The sequence below is a fragment of the Anaerococcus hydrogenalis DSM 7454 genome (assembly GCF_000173355.1).
In the GTDB taxonomy this organism is placed as follows: domain Bacteria; phylum Bacillota; class Clostridia; order Tissierellales; family Peptoniphilaceae; genus Anaerococcus; species Anaerococcus hydrogenalis.
In genome coordinates, this window is record NZ_ABXA01000019.1 from 94,633 (window position 1) to 110,788 (window position 16,156).

Sequence of the window (16,156 nt, forward strand, 5' to 3'; positions counted from 1 at the left end):
GCAGAATAAGATTAAGATTGATTTATAAGGAGGATATATGAATAAATCAGAATTATTAGTTAATATCTCAGAAAAAAGTGGACTTAAAAAAGTTGAAGCTGAAAGAGCTTTAAATGCATTTATTGAAACAGTAACAGAATCTCTACAAAAAGAAGAAAAAGTTCAACTTGTTGGATTTGGAACATTTGAAACAAGAGACAGAAAAGCTAGAGAAGGAAGAAATCCTAGAAAACCTGATGAAGTTATTAAAATACCAGCATCAAAAGCTCCAGTATTTAAGGCAGGTAAAACTCTTAAAGAAGCTGTTAATAATAAATAATTATTTACTTATAAATTTTAAAAGCCCAGCTTGGCTGGGCTTTTTTGATGTCTTATTTTATTTTTTTGTATAGTTTATCTGGCTTTTCATCCATATCAACAGTAATAGTATTAAAGTTTTCATAATAAACCATACCAAGCTTTGCACCTTTTGCTTTATTTACATTTTTTTTCTCTGTATAATCAACATCTACCTTTAAAGAATTTGCTTGGGAAGAGTTAATCGCTGCAAGATAAGATGCAGCTTTTATATCATTTTTATTTAATTCATTAGTTTTTAAAATAACGTGACTTCCTGGCGCATTTCTTACATGGAAGAAATAATCATTTTTTCCTGCTAATTTTAAAGTTATATAATCATTTTGCCTAGAATTTTTTCCTACAAAAATATCACTATTATCTATAGTTTTAAATTGCATAGGCTTAGATTTTGTTTTCTTATTATTTTTATTCTTACTTGTTCTTTTTATTATTTTATTTTCGATTAACTCATCTCTTATTTCATCTAAATCTTTAATGCTTTCACTTCTTTCTACAAAATCTGACATTTGATTTAGATAGTCTAAGTATTCATTTTGTTTAGGTAGGTCAATTTTTGCAAAGTCGATAGAATTTTTTATCTTTTTATATCTTTTATAATAACTATCTACATTTTCCCAAGGATTTTTTCTATCATCTAAGCTTATCTTTATATTTCTATTGTCATCATAGAAATTACTTAAATTTATTTCTTTATCACCCTTTTTTATTTTATTTATATTCGCTGCTAATATATCACCTTTTTTCCTATAGGAGTCCATAGATTTTTCTTTTGATATATTTTTATTTAAGATTTGAATTTTCTTTTTTACTGATTTTTTTTTGACCATTTATTTTTCTTTCTATATTATTTTTTATTTGTCTTAGCCTATCGTTTGACCTATTAAATTCATAGAAATTCTCTATAGCTTGGCTTAAAGACTTACACTTAGTTTCTTCAAATGCTAAAGATTTTAATTCAAAAGAATAAAACTCCTTATATTTTCTATTGTCTTTATAAAGGCAAGGATTATAGGAATTATTAATTAAGTCATCTCTTAACTTATAAAGATTTTCATTTAAAAGTCTTTTTTCATCTTCGCTTACAAGTCCCCAGTTTATTCTAGGATCAATGTTTGATCTAAATAGCAATTCCTTTGCTACAGTAGGGGAAAATCCTAGATAATTCTCGTAGAAAATTTTTTGCGGTATTTGGCTATCAGGTAAATTTTTATCTAGACGTAAGATATCTTTTGAAAAATCTTTGTCTAAAATATTTATCTTATCACTTTCGATAAATTTGTACTCAAGTCCGGGAAGAATCTCTCTAACTGATGACATTTTAAAATTCACCCTTTTAATTGAGTCTATTATTTTATATTTATCATCAGTTAAAATTATATTTGAATACTTTCCCATTATCTCAACAATTAATTTATTTGAAACATCAAATCCCATTTCATCAACTGAAGAAATTTTAAAAACAATTACCCTATCTAATTTATACTGATCTATACCTATAATTTTGCTTTGGCTTAGATGTTTTCTTAAAACCATGCAAAAATTCGGTGGTACTTCAGGATTTTCATATTTCTTTTCTGTTATATGAACTCTTGCCTCATTATTATTAGCACTTAGTAATAATTTATAAGTTTTACCAAAAGAATAAATATTTAATATAATATCATTTTTTGATGGCTGGCTTATCTTTTGAATTTTCGCACCCAATAATAATTTTTTTATCTCGAAAGTTACGGCTCTGGTTACTAAACCATCATAACTCATTTAATCACCTCTTTATTTTGTATATAAAACTATTATATCAGAAGAATATACTTGAACTAAATTTTTCCATAAAGTAAAATAGAACTAATAAGGAGGCGCGATGAAAAAAGGATTTTTATTAGTAATATCTGGTCCTTCCGGTGTAGGAAAGGGAACAGTATTGCATGACCTTATGAATACGCAAAAAAACTTAGTTTATTCGGTATCTGTTACGACTAGGAAACAAAGACCTGGTGAAATAGAAGGAGTAAGCTATTTTTTTAAGAGTCATGAAGAATTTGAAAAAATGATTGAAGAAGATAAATTTTTGGAGTTTGCTAAAGTACATGATAATTATTATGGAACTCCAAAAGAATTTGTTGAAGAAAAAATCAATGAAGGTAAGATAGTAATTTTGGAAATAGATGTTCAAGGAGCATTGAATGTTAAGAAAAATATTGACAATGGAGTATATATTTTTCTAGCGCCTCCTAGCCTTAGTGAGTTGAAAAATAGAATTGTCAATAGAGGAACTGAAACAGAAAGCGACATAAATTTGAGAATGTCAAATGCGAAAAAAGAATTATCTTATATTAAAAATTATGACTACTTGGTTGTAAATGATCATTTGAATTCAGCAATTAATTTGGTTAATGAGATAATAAATGCAGAAAAACATAGAGTTTTTAGAGAAAATATAAATTTTGATAAGGAGTAATTATGAATAATCCATCTTTTAAAGATTTAGCAGAAATAAGTTCAAGTAGGTATGAGATTTGCATGATGGCGGCAAAAAGAGCAAGAAGAATTGTTAATGGTTCAGATTTTTTAACTAAAGATCACGAAGATAAGCCTGTTACTCAAGCTTTACATGAGATAATGGAAGGAAAAGTAAAGAAAAATGATTAAGGGTAAAAATATTCTCCTAGGTGTTAGTGGGGGAATTGCCGCTTATAAAGTCTTAGAACTTTGTTCAAGCTTAAAAAAAGAAGGTGCAAACCTAAAAATTATTATGACTAAGGGGGCTTGTGAATTTGTAAGTCCTTTGTCATTTGAAACTATGGGTAAATGCATTGTTTATTCTGATATGTTTGAAGGCCACCATGATAGAGTTTATCATATTGATTTACCAAAATGGGCAGATGTATTTTTGGTAGCTCCATTAAGTGCAAATACACTTGCAAAAATGACTTATGGAATAGCAGATAATATGCTAAGCGCATCTCTTTTGGCTTGCGATAAGGATATAATTGTTGCACCTACTATGAATACAAATATGTTAAACAACAAGGCTACTCAAGAAAACCTTAAAAAAATTAAAGAAAGAGGTATACATATTATAAATCCTAATTCAGGTCTTCTAGCTTGTGATACAAGAGGAGATGGAAGAATGGAAGAGCCTGTTAATATTGTTAAATATCTAGATTATTATTTTACAAAAAAGATTTGAGTGGTAAAAAAATTGTAGTTTCAGCAGGTCCAACAGTAGAGCCTATTGATTATGTTAGATTTATCTCTAACAAATCTAGTGGAAAAATGGGATATAATATAGCAATCGAAGCTTTTAAAAGAGGGGCAGATGTAAAATTAATTTCAGGTCCTGTAAATCCTATAGATACGGATGGGATTGATAAGATAAATATTAGAACAAATGAAGAGCTTAAAGATGCTATTGAAAAAGAATTTGATGATTGCCATGCCTTAATAATGTCAGCAGCACCAACTGATTATAAGGTAAGAAATGCTAGTGATAAGAAAATAAAAAAAGATGGCAATAATTTAAATTTAGAATTAATAGAAAATATTGATATTTTAAAATACTTTGGAAATAAAAAAAATAAACAAATTTTGATAGGCTTTGCTGCAGAAACTGATGATTTAATAAAGAATGCAAAAATAAAACTAGAGTCTAAAAAAGCAGATTATATTATAGCTAATGATTTGAAGAAAAAAGGTGCAGGATTTGATGTTGATACCAATATAGCATCTATTTTGTCAAAAGATAAGGTAGATAAGTTAGACTTAATGTCAAAAAAAGAACTAGCAAATAAAATTTTAGATCTTTTGGTATAAGGTGATAACTTGTATTGTTTTGTAATACTTGATAATAAAAGTAGATTTTTAGATCAATCTTTCACTTATCATGTGCCAGAAAAATTTGAAAATAAAATACAAAAAGGGATGAGGGTTATAGTCCCATTTGGCAAAGGCAATAAGAATACTATTGCCTTTGTTTATGATTTGGTGGAAAATTTAACAACAGAATTTAAAACTAAGGATATTTTAGAAATTGTAGATTCAAAAGCTCTTGTCGATGAAGAGCTTATAGATTTGGCTTTTTATATGAATAGGCGCTATCTTTCTCCACTTAGGTCTTGTGTTAGGCAGATACTTCCGCCTGGAAAAATTGACAAGATAAAAGAATATTATTATCCAAGTAAAAATTTAAAAAAAGATGATGAATTTTATGAAGTTTTCAAAAATAAAATTACAAAGAAAAAAATTCTTAATAAATATAATATAGATGAAGATTTATTAAATCAATATAAGAAGAATGGACTCATAAAAACATCTTTTGATATAAATTCAAATCAAAAAATTAATTATACCTATATTTTCAATTTAAAAAAAGATTATGATGATAAAAAATTACCATCAAATGCCAAAAAACAAAAAGAGATATTAGATTATTTGAAGTATCACAAGGATGTTGAATACAAAGAACTACTAAAAAACACTAAGTCTAGTAAAAATTCTTTGGATTCCTTAATAGAAAAAGACTTATTAGAAATAAAAAAATTGAAATAGATAAACAAATTATAGGTAAGGTTAAATACTATAAAAAACCTGTATTAACTGATGAACAAAATAAGATTATAAAAAAAATAATGGATCAACCTAATAAATCTTATTTGCTAAAGGGCGTTACAGGAAGTGGTAAAACCGAAGTGTTTTTGCAAATTGTAGAAGAAAATTTAAAAAATGGCAAAGATTCAATAATTTTAGTTCCAGAAATTTCCCTAACTCCACAGACTATTGAGAGGTTTCAAGGTAGGTTTAACCAAAAAATAGCCATACTACATTCAAGACTTACTCAAAAAGAGAAGTTTCAACAATGGAGAATGATAAAAAATGGTGATGTTAAAATTGTTGTAGGAGCAAGGAGCGCTATTTTTGCACCCTTTAAAAATCTTGGTGCTATTATTATTGACGAGGAGCATGATAAAAGTTATATCTCATCACAAGATCCGAAATTTCATACAGATGAGCTAGCTTTATTTAGACAAAAATATAATAAAGCTACTTTAATTTTTGCATCAGCAACACCATCAATAAAAACTATGACCAAAGCTTTAAATGGACAAAATAACTTAGTTGAATTAAAAAATAGAGTAAATGGGAAAATGCCTAAGGTAGAAATAGTTGATATGAGAGAGGAATTAAAGAAATCAAACTATTCTATGATTAGCTCTTCATTATATGATAAAATTTTAGAAAAATTAAAAATAAAGAACAAATAATCTTATTTTTAAATAAAATTGGTCATAATTCTTTTACATTTTGCAGAAATTGTGGCTATGTTGTAAAATGTGAAGCTTGTGACGTAGCTATGACCTTCCACAAAAATGTTTCGAAATTAGTTTGTCATTATTGTGGAAGAACTAAAAATCAGCCAAGAGTTTGTCCTGTATGTGGATCAAGTAAAATTAAAGAATTTGGAGCAGGTACTGAAAAGCTAGAAGAAGAAGTTAAAAATTTATTTCCTGAAGCAAACATTATAAGAATGGATTCTATGACTGCAAAAGACAAATCATCTTATGACAATATGTATAAGTTGATGAAAGAAAAAAAGGTGGATATATTAATAGGAACCCAAATGATTGCTAAAGGGCTTGATTTTGAAAATGTCACCTTAGTTGGAATTATAAGTGCAGATTTATCTTTAAATATTGATGATTATACTGCCTATGAAACAAGTTTTGAGCTTATAACACAAGTTTCTGGTAGGGCAGGAAGGTCCAAAAAACAAGGTCAAGTTATTATTCAAACTTATAAACCTGATAACTTTGTAATAAATGCAGCAAGCAAAAATGATTACCAGTCATTTTATAATTATGAGATACAGGCTAGAAAAGCCTTTGAATACCCACCTTTTGTAAATTTAATTACTATAAAAATTTTAGATAAATCTAGGATTAAATGTATAGATATTTCAAAAAAAATAAAATATTATCTAGATTTAGAATATAAAAAAAATTTTAGGCTGAAAATTATAGGCCCAAACCCATGTAAAATATCTCGTATAAACAATAAATACAGATATAATATTATTATAAAATTAAAAGACTCACAATTAGAAGATGTTTCTAGTTTTTTAACAAGACTTAGAAAATATTTTATTAATAAGAACAAAGATACAAGTATTATAATAGCTTTAAATCCGAGTGATATAAATTAAGGAGAAAAAATGTTTGATTTTTTTTAAAAGAAAAAAGAATGAAAATGAAAAGCAAGTAGAGAGTGAAATAATAGAAGAAGTTGAGAAAGAAAATCCATTAGAAGAAAATGAAGATGAAAATATAAGTGAAGATATAAACAATACACAAAATAAAGAAGATGAAGAAAAAGAAATAATAAGTGAAGAGAACGAAGAAGAATTAGGCTTTTTTGAAAAACTATCTAAGGGTCTTACAAAAACTCGTGAACAATTCTCATCAAAATTAAAGAATTTATTTACAGCAAATGTAAAAATAGATGATGATTTGTATGATGAATTAGAAGAAATTCTTATATCAGCAGATATAGGAATGCAATCAACTATAGAAATTGTAGATGAGCTTAAAGATAAAATAAAAGAAAGATCCATAAAGAATGCTGATCAAATTTTTCCCCTATTAAAAGAAATAATGGAAGATAAACTAGATGAAAAAAATCTTGATAACGAGCTTTTAATTTCAAATGATAAGTTATCAGTTATACTTGTTATAGGAGTAAATGGGGTAGGAAAAACTACAACTATAGGAAAACTTGCACATAATTTAAAAAAAGAAGGACATAAAGTAACCTTAGCAGCTGCTGATACATTTAGGGCTGCAGCGATTGAACAATTAGATTCATGGGCTAAAGAATCAAACACACAAATGATAGCTCACAAAGAGGGATCTGACCCATCCGCAGTAATTTTTGATGCTATACAAGCAGCAAAAGCCAATGGTTCAGATGTTTTGATTTGCGATACAGCAGGAAGACTTCATAACAAAAAAAATCTAATGAACGAGTTAGAAAAAATTAATAGGACAATTTCAACTCATGCTAATAATGCAAATAGAGAAAATCTATTAGTTTTAGATGCAACTACAGGACAAAATGCAATAAGTCAATTAAGAGAGTTTAAAAATGTTTGCGAAATAACCGGCTTAATTTTGACAAAATTAGATGGAACTGCAAAAGGTGGAGTGATTTTCCCACTACAAGTAGAACTTGAAGTGCCTGTTAAGTATATTGGAGTTGGTGAAGGCATAGATAATTTGGAAAAATTCGATTCAAAATCATTTGTCAAAGCCATGATAGAATAAACTTGTAATTAAATATCATTTATGGTATATTATTTTAGTACTATGCACATCTTTGGATAGATTTTTACGTTGCTAATATTAATTAGTTTAAAATTTAGTAGAAAAAGATGGAAGAAATTAAACGGAGGTAGATAATAATGTCAGTAGTATCAATGAAAAAATTATTAGAAGCTGGTGTACACTTTGGACACCAAACAAGAAGATGGAACCCTAAGATGAGTAAGTTCATCTTCACAGAGAGAAATGGAATCTATATTATAGATTTAGCAAAAACATCAAATCAAATTGACAAAGCCTATGAAGTAATAAAAGATATTGCAAGTGAAGGCGGAAGCATTTTATTTGTTGGAACTAAAAAACAAGCTCAAGATTCAATTGAACAAGAAGCTAAAAGATGTGGTCAATATTATGTATCTAACAGATGGTTAGGTGGAATGTTGACAAACTTCAACACAATAAGAAATTCTGTAAATAAACTTAAAAAATATGAAACAATGGAAGAAGATGGAACATTTGATCTTTTACCTAAAAAGGAAGTTCTTCAATACAACAAAGAAATGGATAAACTAGAAAAAAATCTTGGTGGTATCAAAGAAATGGAAGAACTACCAGATGCTTTATTTGTAGTAGATCCATCTAATGAACAAATTGCTGTTCATGAAGCTAAAATTTTAGGAATCCCAGTTATTTCAATTGTAGATACTAACTGTGATCCAGATGTTGTAGATATTGCTATTCCAGGAAATGACGATGCTATTAGGGCTGTAAAACTTATTACATCAGTAATGGCTGATGCTGTTATAGAAGGTAACCAAGGTAGTGAGTTTGCTGTAAATGAAGATGACTTTGAAGAAGTTGAAGAAGAATCTGTAGACTCAGTAGAAGAACAAGAAGAATCTATTGAAGAATAATTAGGAGGATATTATGGCAGTAACTGCAAAATTAGTAAAAGAATTAAGAGAAAAAACTGGCGCTGGAATGATGGATTGTAAAAAAGCTTTGACAGAAACTGATGGTGATATTGATCAAGCAGTCAAATTACTAAAGGAAAAAGGACAAGCTACTCTTGATAAAAAAGCTGATAGAATTGCAGCTGAAGGAGTTATTGGTTCATACATTCATAATGATAAAATTGGTGTTATTGTTGAAATCAACACTGAAACAGATTTCTCAGCAAATACAGATGCAGTAAGAGAATTTGCTAGGAATATAGCTATGCATATAGCTGCTTTAAATCCACTATACATCTCTGAAGAAGATGCTGATGAAAAAGATGTAGCAGAACAAAGAGAAATATTAATAAAACAAGCTATGAACGAAGCTAATGATAATATGCCTGAAGACAAAAAAGAAATGATAGCTCATAAAAAAGTTGAAGGTAGACTTAAAAAATATTTCAAAGATGTATGCTTATTAGATCAACAATATATTAAAAATCCTGATCTTACAATTGAACAATATCTAAGAGATACTGCAAATAGTGTAGGAGAAAATATCAAAATCAGAAGATTCGCTAGATTCGAAGTTGGTGAAGGATTAGAGAAAAAAGAAGAAGATTTCGCTAAAGAAGTTCAAAGCCAAATGAACGCTTAGTAATTTTTAAGAAAGCCCCAGGGGCTTTCTTTTTTTATGTGAAATTCTTAGCGTTTTACTATGAATTAATTGAAAGATTTATTTTTTCTAATATAATGAATAAGATAAAAATGAAATTTTAAATTAGCATTTTAAAGGAGTTAAAATGACAATAAATACAAATTCAAAAGAGTTAATTGGAAACACACCCTTATTAAAATTAAATTCCTTAAAAAAAGAAGGTAGAGCTGATATCTATGTAAAAGTTGAAAAAAACAATCTTGCAGGTTCTATAAAAGATAGAATTGCACTTTACATGATTGAAGAAGCTGAAAAATCCGGAAAATTAAAAAAAGGCGATACAATTGTTGAACCAACAAGCGGAAATACAGGTGTAGCTTTGGCAGCACTTGCTGCAGCAAAAGGATATAAATGCATTTTAACTATGCCAAGTTCTATGAGTATAGAAAGATCTAAACTTGCAGAAGCATATGGTGCTGAAGTAATAAGAACTACAGAAAATGCCTTGCAAGGTGCTGTAGATAAGGCGGTAGAATTATCAAAAAAAGATGGATACTTTATGCCTGATCAATTTTCAAACCCAGCAAATATCAAAGCTCACTACGAAACAACAGGTGTAGAGATTTTGAATGAAATTTCTCCTGATGCATTTATTGCTGGAGTTGGAACAGGTGGAACTGTAACAGGTGTTGGTAAAAGATTAAAAGAAAATAATGAAAATGTTAAAATTTATGCTATCGAACCTGCAGAAAGTCCACTTTTATCTGGAGGTAAAGCTTCAGGTCATAAAATTCAAGGAATTGGTGGAAACTTCATTCCTAAAAATTTAGATTTTGATGTAGTGGAAGGAATAGTTGATGTAAAAAGTGATGATGCTATTAAAATGTCCAGAGAACTTGCTAAAAATGAAGCTTTAGCTGTTGGAATTTCATCAGGCGCAAATGTATTTGGTGCTATAGAAATAGCAGATAAATTAGGAGAAGGAAAAGCAGTTGTGACAGTCTTACCAGATACAGGTGAGAGATATTTGTCTACACAATTGTATGACTTAGATTAATATGACATATGAAGAATATAAAAAAGAATTAGTTGAGGCGGCTCTTTTAAAAGACCCTGCCTTAACTAAGGCTGAAGAAGCAATTAAATTTTCTCCAGGTATTAAGGCTTTGTTAGCCCATTACAAGGCCCATAAATTATATTTAGAAGGTGAATTTTCAAAAGCTAACGAAATTAGTTTAAACGCTAGGAAAGAAACCGGTATAGAAATTCATCCTGGTGCAAAAATTGGTAGAAGATGTTACATAGATCATGGAATGGGTGTTGTAATAGGAGAGACTGCTGAAGTAGGCGATGATGTTTTAATGTATCATGGAGTTACTTTGGGTGGAGTTAAAAATGAAAGGGTAAAAAGGCACCCAACAGTAGGTAATAATGTTTTAATCGGTGCTGGAGCTATTTTGTTGGGAAATATTACAATTGGTAATGATTGTAAGATAGGCGCTAATTCTGTTGTACTTGCTGATGTTCCAGATGATTGCACAGCTGTAGGTGCGCCAGCAAAAATTATTAAACATAAACATAATTAAATTATAAAGGGACTGTTTTAGACGAATTTTAAAAATAAGTTTAATTAACAGCCCTTTTATTTTAAGGGGTTAATATGTATAAAAAATTTAAATGGTTTATAGACTATTATAAAAAAAATTATATAATTGGGATTATATTTCTATTGCTTAGCGATGTAGTTTCTCTATTTTTACCATATATAATCGGAAAATTGATTGATTTGATTTATCAAGGCTCAATTGATATATATTATTTTACAAAAATAATAATATTTACGATTATAATTATCATTTTAAAATATTTTCTAGCCATGGGCTGGTCTTATAATGTATTTAAGGCTAGCGGTAGTATAGAATATCTTACTAGAAATAAGTTGATGAAAAAATTTCTTGGTCAATCACAAGAATTTTTTGAAAATAATTCTACTGGATCTTTAATGGGAAAGTCTACCAATGATATAACACAAATATCAATAATGGCAGGATATGGTACGTTATCTTTGATTGATGCTACAGTTCTTCCTTTAAGTATAATTTTGGTTATGATTTTTACCATTGATTTAAGACTCACCCTATTATCAATTTTGCCCTTACCTTTTATTGCTTTAATTTATTTTAAAATAGGTGATAAGATATATGATAAATCAAAGAAAGTAAACCAAGCTTTTGACAAATTAAATGATACTGTTTTAGAAGATGCAGAAGGAATTAGAATAATTAGGGTTTTTAATATTGTAGAAAATAGAAGAAAATTATTTTATGAAAATGCAGACAAGCTAGCTGAAAATAACATAATTTTAGCCAAATATCAGGCTTTGCTTGCACCTGTTGAAAGAATTATTACTTCATTAACTTTTATTATTGCAATAGGATTCGGAGCATTCCTTATGAATTTAGGACAAATTAGTATAGGCCAAATAGTTTCCTTCACTTATTACCTAAATATGCTAGTTTGGCCAATGTATGCCTTGGGCGATTTTATAAATTTAAAACAACAGGCAAGTGCATCCATGGATAGAATTAATGAAACATTAGAATATAAAGAAGATATTATAAATTCAAGTAATAAAAAAAGTTTAGATTCTCCAGTAAGTATAGAATTTGATAAGCATAGCTTTAAATACCCAAGTTCAAAAAATAATATTTTAAATGAAATTTCTTTAAAAATAAAAGCTCCAACTTCGCTTGGTGTTTTGGGGAAAACTTCTTCAGGTAAAACCACTCTAATAAAGCAATTATTAGATATATATAAGGTTGATAAGTCCAGTATTTATTTTAATGATGATGTTTCATCTGATATTTCCTTTAAATCTTTTAAAGAAAAAATTGGATATGTGCCACAACAGCATATGATTTTTTCAGATACTTTAAGGAATAATATTTTATTTTCTAACGAAAATGCAAGTGAACAAGAACTTTTAAGAGCTATAGAAATAGCTGACTTTAAAAAAGATATTGATGGGTTTGAACTTGGATTAGAAACAGTAACTGGGGAAAAAGGTGTTTCCCTTTCTGGTGGTCAAAAACAACGATTATCTATTGCGAGAGCTGTTCTAGACAATCCAGAAATTCTTATTTTAGATGATGCTATGAGTGCAGTTGATGCTAACACTGAAAAAAATATATTAAATAATTTAACTAAATATAGAAAAGATAAAACTACAATTATCATAGCTCACAGAATTAGCCAAGTTCAAAACTGCGATAATATAATTGTTCTTGATGAAGGTGAAATTTCAGAAATGGGGAATCATGATGAACTTATGAAAAATGGAAAATGGTATAAGAAACAATATGAAGATCAGATTTTAGGTGATAATAATGAACAGTTATAAGAAAAAAGAAAGTTATACTAGATTAAGAAATTATGCTTTAAATGAAAAAAAATATTTATTTATAGGTTTTATATTTTCTTTTTTGCGTACAATTTTAGAAATAATCGGACCTATGATTATAGCCTATCTTATTAATAAAGTTTTAAAAAATAAGATGACTAACAAAGATTTTAAAATTATTACCTTATTATTATTTTTATATTTTATTGTATTTGTATGTTCAGGTATTCTTTTAAATAGATCCAGGGTATACTTTCAAATTTCTGCAAATAATATTGCTTCAAAAGTACAAAAGGATGTTTACGATAAAGTATCTACATTTCCAATTTCATACTTTGACAATCTTCCCTCTGGAAAAATTGCATCTAGAATTACTAATGATACCAATAAATTAAAGACTATGTTTCAACTACTTTTTTCTGATATAGTAAACGCAATAATATTAATAGTTGGTCTATATATTACCTTGTTAATTACGGATTTTATTGCAGCTATAATGCTTTTAATCCTTATGCCAATAGTTTTTATAATATTTAAAACCTATTTGAATAAGACTTATACTTACACTAAAGATATAAAAATCTATACAGCAGATATAAATGCTAAAATTAATGAATATATACAAAACATGGAAATAATCCAAGTTTTTAATAGGGAAAGTTTTATATTTAAAAAGTTTGATAGGATAAATAAGAAAATTTATAATATAAATTTAAATCTATCCAAGTTAAGGTCCTACTCGGGCTATAGGGCTATGGATATCATTCAATTTTTAGCCATAATTATTGTCTTGATATATTTTGGCGTAGGATCAATTACAAACATATATTTTGTAACAATCGGATCTTTGTATATGGCTATAGATTATACTACAAAAATATTTAACAATATTAACACAATAATAATGAGATTTGGTGATGTTGAAGATGCTCTATCATCAGCTAACCATATATTCGAACTTATGGATATGGATTCTTTAGAAAAATTAGAAAAGAGAGAAGTAGATTTAAGTCAAGATATTAAATTTGAAGATATATATTTCTCGTATGCAAATGATGATGTAATAAAGGGATTATCTTTTAATGTAAAAAGTGGATCGTCTATAGCCTTTGTTGGGCAAACAGGTTCTGGTAAATCAACCTTAATAAATCTTTTATTAAATTTCTATTCTCCTAGAAAAGGAAAAATAAGCATTGGTGATATAGATATTAATAAAATAGACAGAAACGACTTGAGGAAAGATATGGCAGTAGTTTTGCAAGATGCTTTCTTATTTAAAGATACAATCAAAGAAAATATAAGTATGGGTGAGAATTTTACTGATAAAGAAGTTATAGATTCATTGAAAAAAGTGGGAGGAGAAAAACTTTTACAAAGAGGGATTGATAGTCAAATATTAGAAAATGGATCAAATTTAAGTCAAGGTGAAAAACAACTTATATCTTTTGCAAGAGCTTATATTAGAAATCCAAAGATTTTAATATTAGATGAAGCTACTTCTAATATAGATACAGAAACAGAAAATATAATCCAAAGAGGAATTAATGAACTAAAAAAAGATAGGACAACATTTATTGTAGCTCATAGACTTTCTACTATTAAAAATGTTGATAAAATATTGGTATTGTCCCATGGAGAAATTTTAGAAAGCGGAAATCATCAAGAATTGATGGATAAAAATGGTCTTTATAAAAAAATGTATCTAAAGCAAATTAAGGAGAAATAAATTTAGAAAAACTTTTTCGTATAATTATAGATTTATGATATAATTAATTACAGGATGTAAATCCAAAAAATAGGAGGTGATACTATGAATTTAAATCAAATTATTCTATCTGTCGCCTTCATAATATTAGCTTTTTTTATAGGCTATCTTTGTAGAAAGAAAATAGGTGAATCAAAAATCTCTTCTGCAGAAGACTTATCTGCAAGAATTATTGATGAAGCGAATAGGGATGCTGAATCCCTAAAAAAAGATGCACTCATAAGTGCAAAAGATGAAATTTCTAAACGAAAACTAGAAAGTGAGCAAGAAATAAATAAAAAAAATAATGAACTTGCTACTAAGGAAGGTCATCTTTTAAAGAAAGAAGAAAGTCTAGATAAAAGATCCTTATTATTAGATAAGAAATCTGACGAAATCTCTAGTGACCAAAAAAAGTTAAAACAAAAAGAAGACAGAATTGAGAAACTTATCGAAGAACAAGAATTGAAGTTACAAGATATTGCAGGTCTTACAACAAATGAGGCCAAAGATATTTTACTTCAAAGCTTAAAGAATGATGTTGTTCATGAACAAGCTAAGATTATCAAAGAATTTGAAGAAAAAACAAAAAATGAAAGCAAAAAATTAGCTTCAGAAATCATAGCAACAACAATTCAAAGATACGCGGCCGATGAGGTAGCAGAAAGTACTGTTACTGTAGTATCATTACCAAGTGATGAAATGAAAGGTCGTATTATTGGAAGAGAAGGTAGAAATATAAGAGCCTTTGAACAGTTATCAGGAACAGATTTAATCATTGATGATACACCAGAGGCTGTAGTAATATCTGCATTCGAACCAATCAGAAGAGAAATTGCTAAAGTTGCATTGGAAAGATTGATACTTGATGGAAGAATTAATCCTTCAAGAATCGAAGAAATGTTAATGAAGGCAGAAGATGAAGTTGAACAAAGAATAATTGAAGATGGACAAAGCGCTATTGAGGAGTTAGGAATACACAACCTTCATCCTCAACTTGTAAGACTTGTAGGAAAACTTAAATTTAGAACTTCTTATGGACAAAATGTTTTAAAACATTCTATAGAAGTTGCAAAAATTGCAGGAATGCTTGCTCAAGAATTAGGTCTTGATGAAAAAGATGCTAAAAGAGGTGGATTACTCCATGATATAGGAAAAGCCATTGACCATGAGGTTGAAGGTACTCATATATCAATTGGAGTTGAGGCTGCAAAAAAATATGGTGAGAATAAAAACGTAATAAACTGTATACAATCTCATCACGGAGATGTGGAAGCAAATTGCATAGCTGCAATTTTAGTACAAGCATCAGATGCTATATCAGCAGCAAGACCTGGGGCAAGAAGAGAAAGCTTAGAAAATTACATTAAAAGGTTGGAAAACCTAGAAGAGATAGCTAATTCATTTGATGGAATCGAAAAAACTTTTGCTGTACAAGCAGGAAGGGAATTAAGGGTGATGATAAAACCTGAAAAGATATCAGATGATCAAATGGTTGTAATTGCTAGAGAAATTGCACAAAAAATTGAAAATGAATTAGAATATCCTGGTCAAATAAAAGTTAATGTAATAAGAGAGTCAAAAGCAATTGAATATGCAAAATAGAAGAGGGGGTTGACCTCTCTTTTTTGTTACAAAAAAGTGTCAAATTTATTTCTGTTTATTATAAATGAAAATACTAATCAAAGCCTTGACATTATCAGATTTAATTTATATAATTAACATATATAAGCAATAATAACG

The 16,156-nt window shown here is 28.4% G+C and carries 14 protein-coding genes and 2 pseudogenes; 14 read left to right on the forward strand and 2 right to left on the reverse strand.

The window, feature by feature from the left end; genetic code table 11:
• Nucleotides 1-37 precede the first annotated feature (37 nt).
• Complete coding sequence (locus ANHYDRO_RS03055) at nucleotides 38-319, forward strand: HU family DNA-binding protein (RefSeq protein WP_004813313.1); 282 nt, start codon at nucleotides 38-40, stop codon at nucleotides 317-319.
• Nucleotides 320-371: 52 nt separating this feature from the next.
• Here the strand turns inward: ANHYDRO_RS03055 and ANHYDRO_RS10400 are convergent, their stop codons facing one another.
• A complete protein-coding gene (locus ANHYDRO_RS10400) occupies nucleotides 372-1,187 on the reverse strand; it encodes an NFACT RNA binding domain-containing protein (RefSeq protein WP_004813316.1) in 816 nt (271 codons plus the stop codon).
• Entirely contained in the window at nucleotides 1,141-2,121 is a 981-nt protein-coding gene (locus tag ANHYDRO_RS10405) for an Rqc2 family fibronectin-binding protein (protein ID WP_004813318.1), read from the reverse strand. The genes ANHYDRO_RS10400 and ANHYDRO_RS10405 overlap by 47 nt, the downstream gene beginning before the upstream one ends.
• Nucleotides 2,122-2,221: 100 nt before the next feature.
• Between ANHYDRO_RS10405 and gmk the strand changes: the two genes are divergently transcribed.
• From gmk to rny, 13 genes and pseudogenes are all read left to right on the forward strand, one after another.
• The gene (gmk, locus tag ANHYDRO_RS03065; protein WP_004813319.1) at nucleotides 2,222-2,818 is read left to right on the forward strand and encodes a guanylate kinase; all 597 of its coding nucleotides are present in this window, start codon (nucleotides 2,222-2,224) and stop codon (nucleotides 2,816-2,818) included.
• A 2-nt stretch (nucleotides 2,819-2,820) separates the two neighbouring features.
• A complete protein-coding gene (gene rpoZ / locus ANHYDRO_RS03070; RefSeq protein WP_004813320.1) occupies nucleotides 2,821-3,009 on the forward strand; it encodes a DNA-directed RNA polymerase subunit omega in 189 nt (62 codons plus the stop codon).
• Nucleotides 3,002-4,173 (forward strand): annotated as a pseudogene (coaBC, locus tag ANHYDRO_RS03075) (bifunctional phosphopantothenoylcysteine decarboxylase/phosphopantothenate--cysteine ligase CoaBC). Before rpoZ ends, coaBC begins: the two are co-directional and overlap by 8 nt.
• Nucleotides 4,174-4,182: 9 nt before the next feature.
• The gene (locus ANHYDRO_RS11320; protein ID WP_004813324.1) at nucleotides 4,183-4,908 is read left to right on the forward strand and encodes a primosomal protein N' family DNA-binding protein; all 726 of its coding nucleotides are present in this window, start codon (nucleotides 4,183-4,185) and stop codon (nucleotides 4,906-4,908) included.
• An 80-nt stretch (nucleotides 4,909-4,988) separates the two neighbouring features.
• A pseudogene (priA, locus tag ANHYDRO_RS11325) lies at nucleotides 4,989-6,530 on the forward strand (replication restart helicase PriA).
• A 42-nt stretch (nucleotides 6,531-6,572) separates the two neighbouring features.
• The gene (ftsY, locus tag ANHYDRO_RS03085) at nucleotides 6,573-7,676 is read left to right on the forward strand and encodes a signal recognition particle-docking protein FtsY (RefSeq protein WP_004813335.1); all 1,104 of its coding nucleotides are present in this window, start codon (nucleotides 6,573-6,575) and stop codon (nucleotides 7,674-7,676) included.
• Nucleotides 7,677-7,813: 137 nt separating this feature from the next.
• On the forward strand, nucleotides 7,814-8,587 hold the full coding sequence (rpsB, locus tag ANHYDRO_RS03090; protein ID WP_004813336.1) for a 30S ribosomal protein S2: 774 nt from the start codon (nucleotides 7,814-7,816) through the stop codon (nucleotides 8,585-8,587).
• Between the two features lie 10 nt (nucleotides 8,588-8,597).
• Nucleotides 8,598-9,269 carry a translation elongation factor Ts gene (gene tsf / locus ANHYDRO_RS03095; RefSeq protein ID WP_176603249.1) on the forward strand — a complete coding sequence of 224 codons (672 nt, stop codon included), beginning with the start codon at nucleotides 8,598-8,600 and terminating at the stop codon, nucleotides 9,267-9,269.
• Nucleotides 9,270-9,414: 145 nt separating this feature from the next.
• Nucleotides 9,415-10,326 carry a cysteine synthase A gene (cysK, locus tag ANHYDRO_RS03100; RefSeq protein WP_004813342.1) on the forward strand — a complete coding sequence of 304 codons (912 nt, stop codon included), beginning with the start codon at nucleotides 9,415-9,417 and terminating at the stop codon, nucleotides 10,324-10,326.
• A gap of 1 nt (nucleotide 10,327) precedes the next feature.
• Entirely contained in the window at nucleotides 10,328-10,855 is a 528-nt protein-coding gene (gene epsC / locus ANHYDRO_RS03105) for a serine O-acetyltransferase EpsC (RefSeq protein ID WP_004813343.1), read from the forward strand.
• Nucleotides 10,856-10,929: 74 nt separating this feature from the next.
• A complete protein-coding gene (locus tag ANHYDRO_RS03110) occupies nucleotides 10,930-12,669 on the forward strand; it encodes an ABC transporter ATP-binding protein (protein WP_004813344.1) in 1,740 nt (579 codons plus the stop codon).
• Complete coding sequence (locus ANHYDRO_RS03115) at nucleotides 12,656-14,395, forward strand: ABC transporter ATP-binding protein (RefSeq protein WP_004813345.1); 1,740 nt, start codon at nucleotides 12,656-12,658, stop codon at nucleotides 14,393-14,395. The genes ANHYDRO_RS03110 and ANHYDRO_RS03115 overlap by 14 nt, the downstream gene beginning before the upstream one ends.
• Nucleotides 14,396-14,479: 84 nt before the next feature.
• Nucleotides 14,480-16,018, forward strand: a complete 1,539-nt coding sequence (rny, locus tag ANHYDRO_RS03120) for a ribonuclease Y (protein ID WP_004813346.1) — start codon at nucleotides 14,480-14,482, stop codon at nucleotides 16,016-16,018.
• The last annotated feature ends 138 nt before the right edge of the window (nucleotides 16,019-16,156 follow it).